Source organism: Dietzia sp. Alg238-R159, from assembly GCF_900537145.1.
GTDB lineage: Bacteria > Actinomycetota > Actinomycetes > Mycobacteriales > Mycobacteriaceae > Dietzia > Dietzia kunjamensis.
The window spans coordinates 62,742-82,539 of the sequence record NZ_UNRI01000006.1 but is presented as its reverse complement, the minus strand read 5'-3'; the positions used below and the strand labels follow the sequence as shown (position 1 = coordinate 82,539).

Sequence of the window (19,798 nt, the reverse complement as noted above, 5' to 3'; positions counted from 1 at the left end):
CGCGTCAGGAACCCCCGGCCCTCACTGAACCGTGGATGCCCGGCACGCTCGACGGCTCACGAAAGCCAGGAAACCCGTGGGGTCCGAGAGATCCGGCGTCACCGGTAGCGATTCCCGAGGCAGGCCGGGGCACCACCGGACGACGGGGGCGGTTCTCAGTACCACTCGGTCGCGACCGTGGTCCTTGGCCCAGTACACACAGCGGTCGGCGTGATGGGCGAGCTCGTCGATGATCTCCGAGACGTTGGGAAGCCCCTCGTACGTCATCTCGACGCGGGCGAGCACGGCGCCCACGCTCACCGTCACCTGTCCCTGCTCCGCGACAGCGGCGCGGATCCGCGCAGCCGCCGCGCTCAGGTCTGCGATGCTGTCGACGCCGCACAGCACCACGAACTCCTCTCCGCCGAACCGACCGACCAGGCTGGAGGGCGGAGCGGAGGCCGCGATGGTGTCCGCGGACTTCACGAGTACCCTGTCGCCCGCGGCGTGGCCACGATTGTCGTTGACGGTCTTGAAGTGGTCGATATCGATGAAGAGGAAACCGATCGCCGAACCGCTTCGACGGCAGTGATCGAACACCTGGGAGTGTCGCTTTATCAGTCCCCGGCGGTTCAAGACGCCGGTCAGCGGATCGGTCTCGCCGAGGGAGGTGACCTTCTCCACGGCGGACTCCAGCGAGCTCCTCAGGACCGCCACCATGAAAACCGGCACCGATACGGTGAGGATCGAGGCTCCGGCGGCGACCATCCGGGCGGCGGTGGAGGTCGACCAGTAGAGCGAGTGCGACACCGCCAGCACGATCGCCACGAGCACGAAGAGCAGCGTCACCCGGCGGGTCGACGCCATCGCGGCGATGGCCGGAATCGCGGATAACAGTGCGACGATCGCTGGAGCCGCAGCCGGATCGGTCACCACGAAGGCGGAGATGGCGACCCCCACCATTCCCCCGAAACCGATCACCGTGAATTGCCGGTCGCTCAGGCGACCGACGCACAGGGTGAAGGCGAACGAGAAAGTCGTATAGATCCATACCGCGAACAGAGCCGGCATGGCACCGGAGCGGATGAAACCCGGGCTTCCGAATGCGAAGATAGGCAAGACGAACGCCCCACTCGTGCTCACCAATACGGCTGTGGAGCGAGCATCGAATCGTTTCCCTAGTGCCGCGCTCATGGGCCGAGTGTAGACCGGAGGCGTCCCTATGAGGATTGTCAATGCTCTGGCCGCGGTTTCGCTAGCCCAAGCGGCGGCCGACATCTGGGGCGGTGAGGTGGGTTCGCGGTAGAACTCGCGGTTGGTCAGCATGGCGTAGATGACGTTGCTTCGGCGGCGCGCGAGGCACATCACGGCGGCGTTGTGCTTCTAGCCCTCGGCGCGTTTGCGCTGGTAGTTAGCCCGAGAGGGGCCATGGCAGTTGCTGGCGATCCAGGCGCTGCGGAACATGGCGTTCTTGAGGCGAGCGGGGAACTCGCCCTTGATGGAGGTGCCACTGCGCCGGGTGACCGGTGCGATGCCGGCGTAGGCGGCCAGGTGTGAGGCGGAGGCGAAGTCGCTGCAGTCGCCTACGGCCAGCAGGATGTTGGAGGCGGTCTTGATGCCGATGCCGGGCATCGAGATCAAGACCTCGGCAAGAGGGAATTCATCGAGCATCCCCTCGACCTGGCCAGCGATGGTCTCGCGCTGTTGTCGTAAGGCTTTGATGTTTGCGGCGAGCTGCGGAATGACCAGTTCCGCGGCGTCGGTTCCGGGCACAGTGACCGTCTGTTCGGCCAGCGCCGTGAAGATCCGATCGATGAGCTCGACCGGGTCCTTCCGGGACCGATTCCGTGCCCACTTGAGCACTCGGGCCCGGCCGGCCACGGCGAGCTTGGTGGGCCCGCCATAGTGGATGAGCAGGTCCAACACGATGGCTCGTGCCAGGATCTCACCGACGAACACCCGCTCGAGCGCCGGGTGGATCTGCGTCAGGACACTGCGCAGCCGATTCTTCGCCCGAGTGCAGTCGCGGGCGATGTCATCGTCGAACCCGGCGAGCATCTTCAAGGCCGAGAGCACCTCGCTGTCGCGGTCAACAGCACGCAGCGTGTGCGGCATTCTGCGGGCTGTGTCGGCGATGATGAACGCATCCCGGGCGTCGGTTTTCGACCGCCCCGGATACAGGTCCGCCGCTTTCCGCATCGCTAATCCCGGCAGGTAGGCGACCTGGCAGCCGCAGTCTCGGGCGACCGCGATTGCCAGGGCCCCGATCGTGTTGGGCTGATCGACGATCATCAGGACCGGTCCGTACTGCTGCAGGCCGACGAACACATCCTTCAGAGCAGCTTCGTCTTGGACCAAGGGTTTGTCGTAGAGGCAGGAGCCGTCCTCGGCGAGAGCGCATGCGTGATGGGCGCTCTTGCCAACGTCCAGTCCCACGTACACGGCGTAGTTCTCGGACATGGCGATACTTCCCTTCTGAAGTATCCCTGCTGGTCACCGTCTTGACACCCGATGCCGACACCCACGCCTGCGAAGAGACCTCGCCGACCTTAGGCGGGCCGCGTCCCTATCGGCGGTCAACGCGTGCCTCTCGAGTAGGTGGCAACACCCCCCGGACCATCGATGGCAGGGCAAGAAAGCCATACCCACTCGAGCGACCAGACCTCCGACCACCGGAGGTCCAATAACGATCACGGGCGTCGCCGGTGCTAACGTCCCGCCAACTTGCTATCACCGACAACATCGAATGTTATAAGACAGCGGCTTCTGGACTTACTGTCCAACAGAAATCCTCGGTAGTAACGTCGGGTACGTCATACCCCCACTATGACAGGCGAGGCCCATTCCCTCAGGGTCCTTTTGTCACCTCGCCTAACCGGCCTAACCAAGGAGCCCTCATGAGCGCATCGCCGCTTCTCTCGACAACCCGTCCACTGACACCAATTTCGCAGCCGGTAATGCATCGGGGTGGTGTGACACTTGTTCTGGCCACCCCCGCTGCGGCGCCAGTCCTCTGGGAAGAGTACTTGAACGGGGCTCGTGCCACCTATGCGGGTCACGGAGTGTCGGCGGCCCTATCGTACGACGAGGTGATCGGCGGTGATACCACGGCATTGTTCTACGCGGCCCTGGATCACACCGGCACGGTGGTCGGCGGAGTTCGAGCCCAAGGGCCCTATATCAGTTACCACCAGTCGCACGCGCTGTTGGAATGGGCGGGGCAACCGGGCCTGGACCTGGTCGCCGACTCGATCGGTCGCCGTCTGCCGGAAGGCGTGGTGGAAATGAAGACGGCGTGGACGGCACCGGGCTCGACGGCCGCGACCGTCGCCTCCCTTCTGCCCCGCACCGCCCTGCCCACCATGCACTTCACGGGGGCGCGGTTCATCCTGGCCACCGCAGCCGACCACGTGCTGCGAAGATGGGAGATGTCCGGCGGACGCGTGGCCGAGCACATCCCGCCGTCGCCCTACCCGAACGACAAGTACCGGACGAGTCTGATGTGGTGGGACCGCGCGCGACTCCACCTGGACGCGGAGCCGGAGGTGTACCGGAAAATGCTCCGGGACACCGCCGCGGTCGCGGACTCGGTGTCGGTCGGTGACTGACCTAGTGGACGTGTCACACGGCATCGAGCCCCACCGGGCGGAGATCATCGACCAACGCGATCCGGACCAAGCCGATCGTCTCGCGTACCTCAACTCGATGTGCGCGACCGTGGTGGATCACACGGCGGGCCAGATCGAGGCGCTCGCCGCACTCGCGGGGTCGTCCGACAACGACTGTCACGACACCCGATGGGTGTACTACCCGTGGAGGTCACACCTGGTCAGGGTGCTGGCGCCGGCCGGCTTCCACCGCCTGCGGCTCGACCGGAACCGTAACAAGATCACCTCGGAGGAGCAGGTGCGGGCGCGGGCTCTCAGTATCGGCGTGGTGGGCCTGAGCGTGGGCCACGCCGTCGCCCACACGCTGGCCCTCGAGGGCCTGTGCGGACGGCTACGACTCGCCGACTTCGACCGGATGGAGTTGTCCAACCTCAATCGCGTGCCGGCGACGGTCCTCGACATCGGGGTGAACAAGGCGGTGGTCGCGGCCCGGAGGATCGCCGAGCTGGACCCGTACCTCGAGATCGAGGTGGAGCCGGACGGGATCACCGAGGACAATTTCGACTCGTTCCTCGACGGTCTGGACCTGGTGGCAGAGGAATGCGATTCCTTCGACGCGAAGGTGCTGATCCGGGATCGGGCTCGAGCCAGGGGCATTCCCGTTCTCATGGAGACCAGCGACGGCGGGGTACTCGATGTGGAACGGTTTGATCTGGAGCCCGGGCGGCCACTGTTCCACGGACGCGTGGGGGAACTCGACCGCGATTCGCTGGCCTCGTTGACCACCGAGCAGAAAGTCCCGCTGGCGCTGGAGATCCTGGACGGATCCCGGATCACGCCCAGGATGGCCGCGTCAGCTCTGGAAGTGGGCCGGTCCCTGACCACCTGGCCACAGACGGGCGGGGACGTGGCACTGGGCGGTGCGAGCGTCGCCGCCGCCGTCCGGCGGATGGTGCGCGGACAACCGCTGTACTCCGGCCGTATCCGGGTGGATCTCGACACGGCGCTCGACGGGCTCCGACCGGAGACCGACGCTCCCGCCACCCCTACGGCCGACGGCGTCGCCCCGCGAGAGACGGCCATCCGCCCGAGGGATCCTCGCGAAGTCGCACGAGACGAGGATACGCTCGGGACCGTGCTCTACGCCGCTTCGCGGGCTCCGTCATACGCCAACTCGCAGCCCTGGCGCTTCGGCCTAGCGGACGGAACCCTCGAGATCCGCGACGCCGCCGGTGCCGGCGCGCCGGTCGACCTGGCGGGCCGTTCGACGTCGGTCGGACTCGGGGCTGCGTGGTTCTCCGCCGCGACCGCGGCCCGCGCGGTCGGTCTACGCGGGACGGCGACGTTTCGAGGCGTGTCCGACGACCCACGCCTCGTCGTCGACCTGACTCCCGCGCTGGACCCTCGGCCCGAGGAACCCGATGGGCGGGGCGGGCTGGAGTCCCTGCTGGCCCGGCACACCTGCAGGATCCCGGGCGACGGCTCCTCGCTCACCCGCGAGGAGGTGGCCGCCGCTCTGGACCGTCCGACCGCCGACGCGCCGGGGGACGAGGCGCCACCGCGTGTACTGCTGCTCGACGATCCCGCTGAACGCTCGCAGTTGGCGGCGCTGCTGGGCGGAGCCGAACGCCTCCGCTTTCTCACGCCCCAGCTGCACGCGGACTGGGTCGCGCGGCACCCCCGCCACCCGGAACCCACCGGCGTCCCCGAGTCGGAGCTCGCCCTGGCCCCCGGGCAGGTCCCGATGCAGACCATCCTGCGTCGACCCGAGGTGATGGCGTGCCTGCGCGAATGGGATGCGGGCTCCGCTCTGGGCGCCGACGTCGCCGCGCGGGTGGGCTCGGCGTCCGCCGCAGCGGTGGTCTTCGCGACCGATCAGTCACCACGCGCCCATATCCGTGCCGGCTGGGTCGGAACGGACCTGTGGGTGCAGGCGACCGCGGCAGGACTGGCGGTGCACCCATTGACGCCGATCTTCCTGCACGCGGTGTCCCAGACCGATCACGCCGTTCTGGCCCCGCACCATGCGGATGAGCTGGGCGAGCTCGCCGAGCAGTTCCGACAGCTCGCCCGTCCGATCGACTGCGAGGTCCCCGCGATGCTCCTCTTGTTGTCCCACGCCCCGGCCACCGGACCGGTGAGCCGTCGCCGAGGCGTGGCGGATCTTCTCGACTGAAGACGAACCGCGTCAGGCTCCTGTTCTGGCGACCACGGCCCGGACGGTGAGCAACAGGACCTTGATGTCGAGCCAGATCGACCAGTTCTGGATATAGAAGTTGTCGTAGAGAGCCCGGTCGGTGATGCTCGTGTCTCCTCGGAGCCCGTTTACGGCGGCCCACCCGGTGAGTCCGGCCGTCACCCGGTGGCGGTCACCGTAGGACGGCACGGTCTGGGCGAACTGCTCGACGAAGTGCGGACGCTCCGGCCTGGGCCCCACTAGGGACATGTCCCCGCGAACGACGTTCCACAGTTGTGGTAGCTCGTCGATCGAGGTGGTGCGGAGGAATCGCCCGAGTGGGCTGATCCTGTCCTCGGGATGCCAGGCGGTGTCGGACGCCTCGGCGTCGACCGGGCGCATCGTCCGGAACTTGTAGAGCAGGAACTCGCGTTCGTCGCCGCCCACCCGGACCTGGCGGAACAACACTGGTTCTCCGGGGCTGGTCAGCTTCACGGCCAGCGCGGTGACGGCAAGAAGTGGGGCCAGCAGTATCAGGGAGGTACCGGCGACCGTCACGTCGAAGACCCGCTTGGCATGCCAGTACCAGGTGCGATGAATGTGTCGCCGTACCCGGATGAGGGGGATGGTGTGGATCCGGTCCATGTCGGAGTTGAGGTGAACGAACTCGAACAGGCGAGGGACCAGAAAAATCTCGCAATCCAGCTGGTCGCACTGGCGCAACGGTGAGACCAGCAACGAGTCCGGCGCATTGCGGAACGCCACGATCACGGTCTGCACGTCCAGTTCCCTCACCACCTCGTGGAGTGGTCTGTCGAGGATGGGGACCGGCAACTGATCGGCGCCCAGCAGGGGATCGGAGTCGACGACTGCCACCGGCGTCAGGCCCAACTCGGGGAATCGATAAATGCTCTCGAGTAACTCCAAGGCGACCAGACCGCCGCCGACGATGACGGTCCGTCGCCGAGCGCCCACGGAACGCCGACGAAGGTGACGAAGCGCCGAGTAGTACAGGGCACGGATGACGAACAGCGACAGGAACACGCAGCCGATCTTGAGCAGAAGTGCACGTATGGAGTCGTCGCCCCCGAGCGCGAACTCCACCACCAGTGACCCGACCAGTGCGCTCCCGGCGAGCCTGGGCGCATCATTGAGCACGGACAGGGTAATGAGCGATCGGTAGTTCCCCGTGAGCTCCACGGCCAGGGCCACCGCGAAGGTGGCCGCGACGGCTTCGAGTACGGTTCCAACGAAGGCGGCCATCACCACGGCGAGGACCATAGTATCGAGCGCCAAGAGAACGAAGTCGGTCCGTGTCCGCGTGAGGCGCACACGTTCGATCGGTTCCGCCATGGCGGCAGTGCGGTTCGAGCTCACGGCATCTTCTCCACTCGCCGGGCCTGGACGTCGATCTCACCTGTGCTGCGTATCCGGCGCAGCTGACTCTCGCGGCAGAACCTCGAGTTGAGGTCGTCGGCGGGAACACCGGCATGCGCGTAGAGACGGTGTATCTCGGCGACACCATCAGCGATTCCCCTTGTGGCCCTGAAGCCGAGGATTCGATGAACAGCCCCGAAGTCGGTCGGACAGGCCACCGGGTCTGACGTGACCGGGCCCGTGGAATTCACAGTGGCACCGGGTATCTCGTCACGCACCGCCGACGCGATATCGGCCTGCGAGACGGTGGTGGTTTTACTTCCGACGTCGAGGACGGTACCGCGTATGAACTCGGCAGTTGCGGCGAGACACCGGAGAAGCGCGTCAGCGACATCGAGGACATGCACCATCGACCGCCGGGCATTACCATTCTCCGCGACCGAGATCTCGCCCCTGGCCACGGTGACACCCACCATCCGATTGAGAAGCGTGTCGGAGCGATATTTGGGTGAGGCACCGAAGATGTCAGCTAGACGGAGAAGCACGGGAACAAACGACGAATCCGCGAGTGCTACCACCTGCTTCTCGACCCCGGCGCCGGCCGGGGCGCACGAGGAGAGCGGATGATCGGGGGCTGATTCGCCCACCCGTGTTCGGTCCGCCCTGGCGTGGGGCGGACAGGCGGAAGCAACGATGAGGCGCGCCACTCCCGCCTCTCTGGCCGCTTTAGCCAGGCGGATCGCAGCGAGATAATTGATCTGATGCGCGACCCGTGAAACATCAAGGTTGTCCGGCAGGGGGGACAACGTAGCCAGATGGATCACCGCGTCGAATCCCGTGAGGTCCGCGGTGGTGACGTCGCGGATATTGGACGCGAGTCTCGGGGGGTCCGGCGTTCCCGACCCCAGGACACACCCCGCGAAGAGGCCCTGTCGAAGCCGGTGACCTCGTGACCCGCCGCGGACAGTTCCTGGGCGACCACGGTGCCCACGTAGCCCTGGCTACAGGTGATCATGACCTGCATTCAACCCTCCGACCCGTGAGGGCGAGACGAGGACCTTCATCGTACCTGGGATGCGGGTGGGTGGTGACCCGGGCCCGCTACGCGAGTGCTCCGCCGCTCGCTCCCCGGATGGTCTCTTCCTCGTGACGCTCATTGCCATCGAGATGACCTTATCCTGATCTGATTGGTCGTTCCACGTGAAACGAACTTCGAGTGGCAGGTCCGTCGACTGGTCACAACGTCGACACGGCGGCCACCCGCTTCCCGGGCGAACGTGAACGGATGTGACTTCGCGACGGCGCCGCCGGGCGGCGAGCCACGCCGACGCGGGCTCCCTGTCAGGCGAGAGCGATATCGGGCGCAGCCGCCGGTCGGCCGAAGTAGTAGCCCTGCGCATGGGTGAAACCCAAGTCCTTCAGCAGCGGAAGCTGATCCTCGCTCTCGACCCCCTCCGCCACGGTGTCGATCCCCAGGGCACGCGAGATGTCACAGATGGCCTCGACTATGCTCCGCAGGGACTTCTGATCCATGAGTGAGGAGATCAGCGATCGATCGATCTTCACGACGCTGATCGGCAGGTCGGCGAGGTACCGCAACGCAGCGAACCCGGTGCCGAGATCATCCACGCAGATCGTGCATCCCAACTCGGCGAGCGCCTCGATGGTCCGGACCGCGGGCGAGGCGAACTTGATGAGATCCTGCTCGGTGATCTCGACCCAGATGGCGGAGGGATCGATTTCGAATTCGGCCAACAGGCGTTCGATATGGGGAAGCAGTACGGGATCAGACAATTGTCGGGCGGAGAAGTTGACCGCCACGAAGAACGACTTGGAGGACGTGCACTCGTTCCATCGGTCGAGCTGCTTCAACGCAGCCGAGGTCCCCGCCTTGCCGATGGGAAGGATCAGCGACGTCTCCTCCGCCGCCTCGAGGAACTCGCCCGGCGCGAGAAGCCGGTCGCCCGCCCGCCACCGCAACAGGGATTCGTAGCCCAGCACCTCTTTCGAATCCAGGCTGACGATGGGCTGGTAGTGCATCTCGAAGTCTGTGTCGACCGCCTTGGCTATCGCGGTCCGGAGCTCTACTTCTCGCCGGAGTTCTGAGAGAAGCGCGCTGTCGGCCTCATGGCAGTGCACGCCGGTATTGATCGCGATGTGAGCCGCCCCCAGGGCGGCCTCGGACAGAATTTTCGGGTCTGAATCACCGAATCTCGCTGCGGTGGCGAGCCCAACCCGGGATTGGACGAAGAACTCTCGGCCGTCGACGCTGACCGGCCGGCTGAGGCGGTCGATCGTCGCCGCCGTCATATCTTCGGCGGCCACGACGGCGGCATCGAACAGCACCACCAGAACCTGGTCGAGCGGGCCGGAGGACACCCTGGCCCGGTCGCCGAGTTCGCTCCGCACCGCGTCCAGCGCGGCCGAATAGACCGCTCGGGCGGTGGCGAAGCCGAGGGAGGGGATCAGCACGCCCGAGTGATCCAGCGAGATCGCGATGACACCGGGCTCAGTGGGACGAGAGCGGGCGCCAGTACCGGTGACGGCGGTAAGATCGTCCATCAAAAGCTCCCGTCAGTTCTCTTCCGGACACGCTCACCCTGCAGGTTGAAGGCTCACCACTCGTGAAGCCCAGACCGACCGCCGCTCCTTGACGAGCGGACAGCTCCGGCAGAATCTAGCTCATGCGGTCAGATCCTACTAACGCAGCTCGTCCGAAAAGAGAACTTTAGTGTGCCAGCCGTCGGTCGCGTGTCGCCCGGGCGCCTCACGAACTGGCCTCACCGCAGGCTGTGAGTGGAGCCTAGGGGATTCGAACCCCTGACATCTGCCTTGCAAAGGCAGCGCTCTACCAACTGAGCTAAGGCCCCTTACCTCCAAGCATAAACGCCGGACCGCATCGAGCGGATCCGGCGTCTGCCTGGCGGAGTGGGCCTAGGAGGACTTGAACCTCCGACCTCCAAATTATCAGTTTGGCGCTCTAACCACCTGAGCTATAGGCCCTCGTACCGAGAGGTCAATCTACCCGACGTGCGCGTCACCGCCCAAATCGGCGCCCTCCGCCGGGCGCTGCGGGCACCGTCAGTACCGGGGATCGGCGAGCGTGACCTGCACGCCGCCGCTGGTCAGGCCGGCCGCGAGGTTGTAGATGAACACCGCGAGCGTGGCCAGGATCGACAGCAGGAGGACGTTGAGCAGTCCCACTCCCCCGCTGTAGAGGAAGATCGTCGACGGCCCGATCACGGCTGCCGACTCGTCGCCCGCCACGCCGGACAACAGGCCCCCGAGCCGGTCCCACACGCCCATACCGGACAGCAGCAGGTACGTCACCCCGATGGCCACCATCCACACCAGGTAGAGGGCGAACATCAGGCCCAGCACGGTGGTGAAGGCCGACCACGGGTCGATCCGGCGCAGCACCAGGACCGACTCCATGGGCCCCCGGCGCTCGGTGGGCGGGACGATCGGTGCGGCGCGCCCGGCCGCGCCCCCCGAGTACGCCTTGGAAACACCCCCGTTCGCGCCCTCGGCGCGGTGCTGGGTGGCCGCCGGGAAGGCGGTGGTGGCCGACGTGCCGGAGTCGTCGGTGCCGGCCCCCGACCCTCCGTAACCGGGAGCCGGGGACGACCCCCCGTGCGCGGGGCCGTCGGTGACCGAGTCGGACGTCTCGGTCGGGTCGGTTCGGTCGGCTGGATCGGTCGGCTCGGTCATCGCCTACTCCTCCTTGGCGGACTCGGCAGCGGACCGGTCCTCGTCGTCGGGCTCGTCGGCGTTGCGGGCGATGGCCAGTAGCGAGTCACCCTCGGCGAGGTTCATCAGCCGCACGCCCTTGGTCTGCCGGCCCGCCTTGCGGACCTGCTTGGCGAACGTGCGGATGACGCCACCGCTGGAGGTGATGGCGTAGAGCTCGTCCTGCAACTCCACGATCGTCGCACCGACGAGCTTCCCGCGCTTGGGGTCGAACATGAGCGTGAGCACGCCCTTGCCGCCCCGCCCCTGGGCCGTGTACTCGCTCAGGGCGGTGCGCTTGGAGTAGCCGCGTTCGGTGGCCACCAGGAGGAAGTACTTCTCCTGGTCCGAGGACTCTGCTCGCACGACGGACATGCTCAGCAGGGCGTCGCCGTCGTTGAACCGCATGCCCATCACGCCGGAGGTCGCGCGGCCCATCGGGCGGAGCGTGTCGTCGTTGGCGTGGAACCGGATCGACTGGCCCTTCTCCGAGACCAGCAGCAGGTCGTCGTCGGGTCCGGCCAGTGCCGCCCCGACCAGCTCGTCCCCGTCACGCAGGTTCACGGCGATCAGGCCGCCGGAGCGCGGCGAGTCGTAATCCTCGAGCCGGGACTTCTTGACCAGTCCGTTGCGGGTGGCCAGTACCAGGTACGGCGCGTCCTGGTAGGCCTTGATCCGAATGACGCCGGCGATGCGCTCCTCAGGCTGGAACGCCAGCAGGTTGGCCACGTGCTGACCTCTGGCGGTGCGGTTCGCCTCGGGCAGCTCGTAGGCCTTGATCCGGTAGACGCGGCCCTTGGTGGTGAAGAACAGCAGCCAGTCATGGGTGGAGGAGACGAAGAAGTGCCGGACGATGTCGTCCTGCTTGAGCTCGGCGCCGCGCACACCCTTGCCGCCGCGCTTCTGGGCGCGGTACAGATCGGTGCGGGTCCGCTTGGCGTAACCGGTCTCGGTGATGGTGACGACGACGTCCTCGCGGGCGATCAGATCCTCGTCCGTGACGTCCCCGTCCGCCGGGATGATCCTGGTCCGGCGGTCGTCCCCGTACTTCTCGGCGATCTCGCGGAGCTCGTCGGCGACGATCGCACGCTGCCGATCGGGCTTGGCGAGGATGTCCTTGTAATCTGCGATCTCCTCCTCGATCGCGGCGAGCTGATCGATGATCTTCTGCCGCTCGAGCGCCGCGAGGCGCCGCAGCTGCATGTCGAGGATGGCCTGCGCCTGGTCGTCGTCGATGTCCAGCAGGTCCTTGAGGCCCTGCCGCGCGATGTCCACGGTCTCCGAGGCGCGGATCAGAGCGATGACCTCGTCCAGCGCGTCGAGCGCCTTGACCAAGCCGCGCAGGATGTGGGCCCGCTTCTCCGCCTCGTCCAGCAGGTACTGGGTCCGCCGGACGATGACCTCGATCTGGTGCGTGACGTACAACCGCACGAGGTGGTTGATGGCGAGGGTCCGGGGAACACCGTCCACGATCGACAACATGTTCGCGCCGAAGGACGTCTGCAGCTGCGAGTGCTTGTAGAGGTTGTTGAGCACGACCTTGGCCACTGCGTCACGCTTGAGTGTGACCACGATGCGCAGGCCGACCCGGTCCGAGGACTCGTCGTCGATCTTCGAGATGCCGGCTATCTTGCCGTCACGCAGCTGCTCGGCGATCGACAGGATCATGTTGTCCGGGTTGACCTCGTAGGGCAGCTCCGTGATGACGATGACCGTCCGGTTGCCCTCCTCCTCGATGGAGGTCTTGCCCCGCATGCGGATCGAACCGCGGCCGGTCGTGTAGGCGTCCCTGATCCCCTGCTCGCCCACGATGAAGCCGTGGGTGGGGAAGTCGGGACCCTTGATCCGATCCATGCACGCCGCGAGGGTCTCGTCCTCGTCGGCGTCAGGGTTGTCCAGACACCAGTAGATCGCCTCGGCGACCTCGCGCAGGTTGTGCGGCGGCATCTTGGTGGCCATTCCGACCGCGATGCCGCTGGAGCCGTTGACCAGCAGATTGGGGATGCGCGACGGGAGGACGACCGGTTCGGACGTCTTGCCGTCGTAGTTGGGCTGGAAATCGACCGTGTTCTTGTCGATGTCCCGGACCATCTCCATGGCCAACGGGGTCATCTTGCACTCGGTGTAGCGCATGGCGGCGGCGCCGTCGTTGCCGCGCGAGCCGAAGTTCCCCTGGCCGTCGACCATCGGGTAACGCATCGCCCACGGCTGGGCGAGGCGCACCAGGGTGTCGTAGATCGCCGAGTCGCCGTGGGGGTGATAGTTACCCATGGTGTCGGCGACGGGCTTGGCCGACTTCACGTAGCTGCGCTCGGGCCGGTAGCCGTTGTCCCACATCGCGTAGAGGATCCGGCGGTGGACGGGCTTGAGCCCGTCCCGGACGTCAGGTAGCGCTCGTCCGACGATGACGCTCATCGAATAGTCGATGTAGCTTTTCTGCATCTCCGCCTGGATGTCGACCGGCTCGATCCGGTCGTGACCCCCGGCTTCGGGCGGCAACGTCGTGTCCGTCATGGGCTCCTCTTCTGTCGCGCTCGAAACGGCACCACGAGGGCACGCTCCGACCTCGCCAGTCTATAGGTCCAGCGAAAACACGGGCACGGGCGCGCGGGGGGGTCGGCGACTCGGAGGCCTCCCGGGGGACGAGTGACCCGATCGGGGGACGCCAGGCCCGGCGCGTTCGCCCCCGTCCCGTAGGCCGCTAGCGACTTGGTCTCAATGGTCACGCGTCCAGCGCTCTACCTCGCACTGCTTCGATTTCTGTTGATGAGAGCTTACGACGCCGGGCCTCGCCCAAAACGCCGTGAACATCGTGCTAGCACTGGTTGCCTGCTCATCATTGGACATAGCTAAGTCCACTGTTCCAGCGCCTTCTCAGCCTCGCCAGTGCCGTCTGATAAAGATCGCTGTACTTTGGTGAACGGGTTATTCAGGTGAGTTTTCCATCCTATGCGGACGGCGCGCGCTCCAGTCGGACGCCTCGTCGGGCTGGACCTGGAAGGCATCGACCTGACTGATTGAGTTGATGCCCTCGCAGGCTGCGCTGGGTAATCGCGAATCACCACGTCGACTTCCGTCGCCGGGGGTAGGCACCGCCTGACAAATCAGCCGTATTCTCCGTGTACCACCAGCCGTGGCTGGTGCGCTCAGGGTGCGGACGTGCATCTCCGCTACGAGACCACGTCGTTCGGGCCACCCGGGACACGAAGGGGGGCGTCCGCCGAGTTCGGCGGACGCCCCCCCTTTCTTCCCGTGTCTGTCCGGCACCGCCGTCAGACGTCGAGGAACCGCACATCTCGTGCGTTGCGGGTGATGAAGTTGCGACGCGCGTCCACGTCCTCGCCCATGAGGATCGAGAACAGCTCGTCGGCCGCGGCGGCGTCCTCGAGCGTGACCTGACGCAGTGTGCGGACCGTGGGGTCCATCGTGGTCTCCCACAGCTCCTTGGGGTTCATCTCGCCGAGACCCTTGTAGCGCTGGATGCCGTCGTCGACGTTGATCTTGCGCTTGTTCTCGAGGCCGATCTTGAGCAGTTCGTCCCGCTCGCGGTCCGTGTAGGCGAAGTCCGGCTCGCCCTTGCCCCACTTGAGCTTGTAGAGCGGCGGCTGCGCCAGGTAGACGTACCCGTTCTCCACCAGCGGCTTCATGAACCGGAAGATGAGCGTCAGCAGCAGCGTGGAGATATGCTGACCATCGACGTCGGCATCCGCCATCAGCACGATCTTGTGATAGCGCAGCTTGTCGATGTCGAACTCTTCGTGGATGCCGGTTCCCAGGGCCGTGATGATGGCCTGGACCTCGGCGTTCTTGAGGACCTTGTCGATCCGTGACTTCTCGACGTTGATGATCTTTCCGCGCAGCGGCAGGATCGCCTGGAACATCGAGTCCCGACCGGACTTGGCCGAGCCGCCGGCGGAATCGCCCTCCACGATGTACAGCTCGGACTTCGCCGGATCCTTGGAGCGGCAATCGGCGAGCTTGCCGGGCAGCCCGCCGATGTCGGTGGCCGACTTGCGCCGCACCATCTCGCGGGCCTTGCGGGCGGCGACGCGGGCCTGGCTCGAGGCGATCGCCTTGTTGACGATGACCTTGGCCTCGGCGGGGTTGGCCTCGAACCAGTGTCCGACGTGCTCCGACACCTGCCGCTGGACGAAGCCCTTGACCTCGGTGTTGCCGAGCTTGGTCTTGGTCTGCCCCTCGAACTGCGGGTCCGCGATCTTGGCGGAGATGACGGCCGCGAGACCCTCGCGGATGTCGTCACCCGTGAGGTTGGGGTCCTTCTCCTTGACGAGCTTCTTCTCGCGCGCGTACTTGTTGACCAGGGAGGTCAGCGCGGCGCGGAAGCCCTCCTCGTGGGTGCCGCCCTCATGGGTGTTGATGGTGTTGGCGAAGGTGTGGACGGACTCGGAGTAACCGGAGTTCCACTGCATCGCGACCTCGACCTCGTGGCCGGGTCCCTTGCCCTCGAAGTAGAGGATCGTCGGGTGGATCGAGGTCTTGGACTTGTTGATCGCGGCGACGTAGTCCTTGAGACCGTCCGGGTAGTGGAAGGTGCGCTTGCGCTCGTGAACCTTGACCGGCTCGGCGGGCGTCACCTCGACGGCTTCGGTCTCCTGCGCGCCCTCGACGAATGCCTGCTCGGCGTCCACCGCGTGCGTGAGATCCGAACCCTCGTCGGAACCGGGGGCCGCCTCCGCGCCACTGCCCTCGCTGTCCGCGATCGCGTCCAGCTCGGCGGCCTTCTCGGCACGCGGTCGCCGGTCCGTCAGCGTGATGGTGAGTCCCTTGTTGAGGAATGCCATCTCCTGGAGGCGGCGTGCCACCACGTCGAACTCGTACTCGGTGCTCTCGAAGATCGTCGGATCCGCCCAGAAGCGGACCCTGGTCCCGGTTCCCTCGGCGGGGCCGGCGTCGACCAGTTCGGCCGGGACCGCCATGTCGAAGTCCTGCTTCCACAGGCGCCCGTCGCGCTTGATCTGGACCTCGACCCGGGTGGACAGGGCGTTGACCACGGAGATGCCGACACCGTGCAGACCACCGGAGACCGCGTAGGAGTCCGAGTCGAACTTGCCGCCCGCGTGCAGCTGGGTCATGACGACCTGGACGGTGGGCATGCCCTGCTCGTGCATCTCCACGGGGATGCCCCGGCCGTCGTCGATGACCTCGACGCCGCCGTCCTCCAGCAACGTCACCTTGACGCCGGTCGCGTGACCCGCCATCGCTTCGTCGATGGAGTTGTCGACGACCTCCCAGATCAGGTGGTGCAGTCCCCGCGGTCCGGTGGAGCCGATGTACATACCCGGCCGCATCCGGACGGCCTCGAGTCCTTCGAGAACGGTGATCGATGATGCACCGTATTCCTTGGGCCCGCTGTTGTTGGCCTTGCTCTTGGCGTCCGCCACGTGCGAACTCCTCGCGTCTCGGGGGTCTGGGACCGGCCCAGTCTACCTGCGATAACCGTCACGGGGGCCACGGGCACGCCTGGTACTCACCCGTATGTGTCACGGGGGCCACGACCGGACACGTGCAGGGGCCCCTTGCGCCAGCTCGGTTTCTCGGGCCCCTCCACCTTGAGACGACGCACGTGACCCGGCCCCATGGCGGCCGCGATCTTGCGGAGGATGTCGGCGGACATGAGCCGCAGCTGAGTCGCCCATGCGGTACTCGCCGCACGGACGTACAGGATTCCCTCCTCGAGGCGCTCCGGGGTGGCGTGCGCCGAGACGTCCTCCCCGACGATCCGGTCCCACTCCGCGAACAGACGCCCGGTGGTGACCTTGTCGTCCCAACCCCGTTTCTTGGCGACCTGGCCCACGAGTTTGCCGAGGGGCTGTGGGTCCCACGGGTCGGCACCGGATCCGGTCCACCCGCGCTTGCGCAGCCGCTTGCCCGCCCCCACCGGGCCGGTCCGTCCCCGGCCGACCTGCTTGCCCTCCGACCGGGCTCGGGCGCGGGCCTCCTCGAGGGCCTGCTTGGCGATGTCATAACCGCGTTGTGGCGGGTCAGACGGTGTTACGGAATCCTTGCCGGTTCGGTCCGTCACGGTGTTGCCCTGCTTCCGGTATCGGTGTTGTCGTCGTCGTCCCCACCACTGTCCGCGTCGCTGACCCCATCATCCCCGCCGGCGTGCTCGCCCGCGTCAGCACCGTCATGCTGACGTCGTGACACCGTCATCGCCGAGTGACGATCCGCTCCCTCGCCCGTCATCACGACGTCATGACGGACCCCGCGCAGCGTGGCCGGGACGTCCTCGCCCACTGCGGCCGTGATGAGCACCTGTTCGACACCGGCCGCGACATCGGCCAGGGCGGCCCGGCGGTGCCGGTCGAGTTCGGCGAAGACGTCGTCCAGGAGAAGGACCGGTTCCGCCCCGTCGGCACGGAACAGCTCGAGCGATCCCAGTCGCAGCGCCAGGGCGAACGACCACGTCTCACCGTGACTCGCGAACCCCTTCGCCGGCTCGTCGCCGAGTCTCAGGATCAGGTCGTCGCGGTGCGGTCCGACGAGTGACATCCCGCGGTCGATCTCGTCGCGACGGCGCCGCCCGAGCTCGGCGAGCAACACCGCCTCGACGAGTTCCGGTTCGGTCAGCTCCGACTCGTCGGGCGCGTCCGCGACGCGGAACCGGTAGGTGAGATCGGCCGGGCGGGACTCCGGGGCCAGGCCCCGATAGGCGTCGACGACGAGGGGCCGCAACTGACGGAGGAGGTCGATCCGACCGGCGACCAATCGTGCTCCGAGTCCGGCCAACCGCCCGTCCCACACGTCGAGGGTGTCCAGCACGGCCGCGGAATCCTCCGGCCCGCCACGCCGCAGTGCACCGGAGGCCGATTTGAGCAGGGCGGTCCGCTGGCGCAGCACCGAGGAGTACTCGCTGAGGTCACCACCCAGTGCGGGGCGCCGCTGAACCATGAGCTCATCGAGAAGCCGGCGACGTTCGGCCGGCTCGCCACGAACGAGCGCCAGGTCCTCCGGCGCGAACAGCACGGACTGAACCACCCCGAGGACGTCGGACAGTCGTCGGCAGGGGGAGGTGTTCAGTCGCGCCCGGTTGGCCTTGCCGGAGTTGAGCGCCAGTTCGACGGTCAACTCACGTCCTGCGTTGTGTGCGAGTGCGCCCACCAGTGCGGTTCCGGCACCGGTCCTGATCATCGGCGCGTCGGTCGCCACGCGGTGGGACCGCAGGCTGGCGAGGACCCCGACCGCCTCGAGGACGTTGGTCTTACCGTGCCCGTTGCGCCCGACCAGGGTGGTGACCCCGGGCTCGAGCTCGAGTTCGAGCAGGGGCCAGGAGCGGAAATCGAGGAGCCTGAGGTGACGCAGGTGCATACCGGATCGGTTCCGGGGCGGTGCCTCAGCCCGGCAGGCGCACGGGCATGAGCAGGTAGGTGTGGTCGGAATCCACCGGCTGGATCGCGCCGTCCGCGCCGGGCTCCGGGAGGGTCTCGGGTGCCGGACGCAGCACGGCCGGGCGGCTGGGCTGGGTGAAACCGAAGGCGACGCGGCTTGCGTGGACACTGCCGAGACCGTCGAGCAGGTAACCAGGGTTGAACGCGATGGTCAGCGGCTCGCCGACGAAGTCCGCCGGGAGGGTCTCGTTGGCCTGGGCGGCGTCATCGCCTCCGGCCGACAGTGCGAGCTCACCATCCGAGAACGCCATGCGCACCTGCACGCCGCGGTCAGCGACGAGCGCGACCCGCTTGATCGCCTGGACGAGCGAGTCCACCTCGACGATCGCGAGTGAGGTGTGCTGTGGCGGGAGCAGCTGGCGGACCTTGGGGAACTCCGCGTCGAGAAGGCGGGTGGTGGTGCGCTGACCGGACACCAGCACACCCAGGATGCCCTCGGCGCCCACATCGGAGCCGGCTCCCAGGCTCAGATCCACGCGGCCGCCGTGGCCGGCCGAACGGGTGACCTCGGACAGCGCCTTGGCCGGGATGAGCACCTCGACCGCGACATCATCGCGGGCCGGCTCCCAGTCGAACTCCCGGATGGCCAGACGGAAGCGGTCGGTCGCGATGAGCGTGACGCGGGTGCCCTCGATCTCCATCCGGATGCCGGTGAGCATCGGCAGGGTGTCGTCCTTGCCCGCCGCGACGACGACCTGGGACACGGCCTCGGAGAACGCGTCGACCTCGGCGGAACCGGTGATCTCCGGCATCGCCGGCAGCTGCGGGTAATCCTCGACCGGCATGGTCGGGAGCGTGAACTTCGCAGTACCGCAGGAGATGTACATCTTCTGGGCGGTGACGACGACCTCGACCGGACGATCCGGCAGGGCGCGGGCGATGTCCGCCAGGAGTCGGCCGGACACCAGCGTGCTGCCCGGCTCGGAGACCTCGGCCGGCACGGACACCTGGGCCGAGGTCTCGTAGTCGAACCCGGAGATCGTCAGTCCCGAATCGGCCTCGAGCAGCACCCCGCCGAGGATCGGGACCGAGGGACGCGAGGGCAGCGTGCGTGCCACCCAGGCCACGGAATCCGCGAAGTCCTCGCGGGTGACGCGGAACGTCGGATCCGTGATCTCCATCGATGACCTCTTTCAGGCGGGGGCGGATACCGGGATCCGGTATCTGGACGATTGGTCGGTTCAAGCTCGTGCTGCACGCTTCCGCCGCCGGGGGCGGAACGTCTCCATGAGAGTAACCGCTAGGACCGACAGCGGACACACGGACTCGGCGTAACCCGGTCAAGCAGGCTCGCCGGTCCACATCCCTACTTCTAACAAGAACTATCTAGAGAGATAAGAAGTAGTAGTAGGTCCTGTGAAATTGTGAGCCGAGGCCTGTAATCACAGGTCTGTGCCGATTTCGTCGTGTGGACGCAGGCGTGCGATTTTGTGATTGGCCTCCCGACCCCGGTGGAATCACAAGAGTCCGTCCACCGTCTGTCCACCGTCGGTCCACAAGACTCCACAGGGTTGTCCACA

12 protein-coding genes, 2 tRNA genes and 1 pseudogene are annotated in these 19,798 nt (G+C 66.7%); 2 read left to right on the top strand and 13 right to left on the bottom strand.

All coding sequences use genetic code 11. The features are described 5' to 3' along the window. Positions 1-21: 21 nt before the first annotated feature. Together G6R20_RS13905 and G6R20_RS13900 are read right to left on the bottom strand one after the other, a co-directional pair. Positions 22-1,050: a GGDEF domain-containing protein gene (locus tag G6R20_RS13905; RefSeq protein WP_163376782.1), complete on the bottom strand. Its 1,029-nt coding sequence runs from the start codon at positions 1,048-1,050 to the stop codon at positions 22-24. Positions 1,051-1,272: 222 nt separating this feature from the next. Next, positions 1,273-2,439, bottom strand: a pseudogene (locus G6R20_RS13900) (IS110 family transposase); the annotation flags it as partial. A gap of 629 nt (positions 2,440-3,068) precedes the next feature. Here G6R20_RS13900 and G6R20_RS13895 point away from each other — a divergent pair. Then, complete coding sequence (locus G6R20_RS13895) at positions 3,069-3,587, top strand: hypothetical protein (RefSeq protein WP_240341474.1); 519 nt, start codon at positions 3,069-3,071, stop codon at positions 3,585-3,587. After that, the gene (locus G6R20_RS13890; protein ID WP_163376720.1) at positions 3,580-5,763 is read left to right on the top strand and encodes an Rv1355c family protein; all 2,184 of its coding nucleotides are present in this window, start codon (positions 3,580-3,582) and stop codon (positions 5,761-5,763) included. The genes G6R20_RS13895 and G6R20_RS13890 overlap by 8 nt, the downstream gene beginning before the upstream one ends. Before the next feature lie 12 nt (positions 5,764-5,775). Here G6R20_RS13890 and G6R20_RS13885 read toward each other — a convergent pair whose 3' ends face one another. From G6R20_RS13885 to dnaN, 11 genes are all read right to left on the bottom strand, one after another. Continuing rightward, positions 5,776-7,140 (bottom strand): sugar transferase, encoded by a 1,365-nt coding sequence (locus G6R20_RS13885; RefSeq protein WP_163376719.1) that lies wholly within the window; start codon positions 7,138-7,140, stop codon positions 5,776-5,778. After that, complete coding sequence (locus G6R20_RS13880; protein WP_268099917.1) at positions 7,137-8,006, bottom strand: SDR family oxidoreductase; 870 nt, start codon at positions 8,004-8,006, stop codon at positions 7,137-7,139. The genes G6R20_RS13885 and G6R20_RS13880 overlap by 4 nt, the downstream gene beginning before the upstream one ends. A 475-nt stretch (positions 8,007-8,481) precedes the next feature. Beyond that, positions 8,482-9,702: an EAL domain-containing protein gene (locus G6R20_RS13875; protein ID WP_163376717.1), complete on the bottom strand. Its 1,221-nt coding sequence runs from the start codon at positions 9,700-9,702 to the stop codon at positions 8,482-8,484. Between the two features lie 235 nt (positions 9,703-9,937). Then, positions 9,938-10,010 (bottom strand) — tRNA-Ala (locus G6R20_RS13870). A gap of 59 nt (positions 10,011-10,069) precedes the next feature. After that, positions 10,070-10,143, bottom strand: a tRNA-Ile gene (locus tag G6R20_RS13865). Positions 10,144-10,221: 78 nt separating this feature from the next. After that, positions 10,222-10,851 (bottom strand): DUF3566 domain-containing protein, encoded by a 630-nt coding sequence (locus G6R20_RS13860; RefSeq protein ID WP_163376716.1) that lies wholly within the window; start codon positions 10,849-10,851, stop codon positions 10,222-10,224. A 3-nt stretch (positions 10,852-10,854) separates the two neighbouring features. Continuing rightward, positions 10,855-13,383 carry a DNA gyrase subunit A gene (gyrA, locus tag G6R20_RS13855; RefSeq protein WP_163376715.1) on the bottom strand — a complete coding sequence of 843 codons (2,529 nt, stop codon included), beginning with the start codon at positions 13,381-13,383 and terminating at the stop codon, positions 10,855-10,857. A gap of 758 nt (positions 13,384-14,141) precedes the next feature. Beyond that, positions 14,142-16,271: a DNA topoisomerase (ATP-hydrolyzing) subunit B gene (gene gyrB / locus G6R20_RS13850; protein WP_163376714.1), complete on the bottom strand. Its 2,130-nt coding sequence runs from the start codon at positions 16,269-16,271 to the stop codon at positions 14,142-14,144. Between the two features lie 86 nt (positions 16,272-16,357). Next, entirely contained in the window at positions 16,358-16,912 is a 555-nt protein-coding gene (locus G6R20_RS13845; RefSeq protein ID WP_163376713.1) for a DciA family protein, read from the bottom strand. Beyond that, a complete protein-coding gene (gene recF, locus G6R20_RS13840) occupies positions 16,909-18,198 on the bottom strand; it encodes a DNA replication/repair protein RecF (protein ID WP_163376712.1) in 1,290 nt (429 codons plus the stop codon). Before recF ends, G6R20_RS13845 begins: the two co-directional genes overlap by 4 nt. A 25-nt stretch (positions 18,199-18,223) precedes the next feature. Continuing rightward, a complete protein-coding gene (gene dnaN / locus G6R20_RS13835; RefSeq protein ID WP_163376711.1) occupies positions 18,224-19,399 on the bottom strand; it encodes a DNA polymerase III subunit beta in 1,176 nt (391 codons plus the stop codon). Between the last annotated feature and the right edge of the window lie 399 nt (positions 19,400-19,798).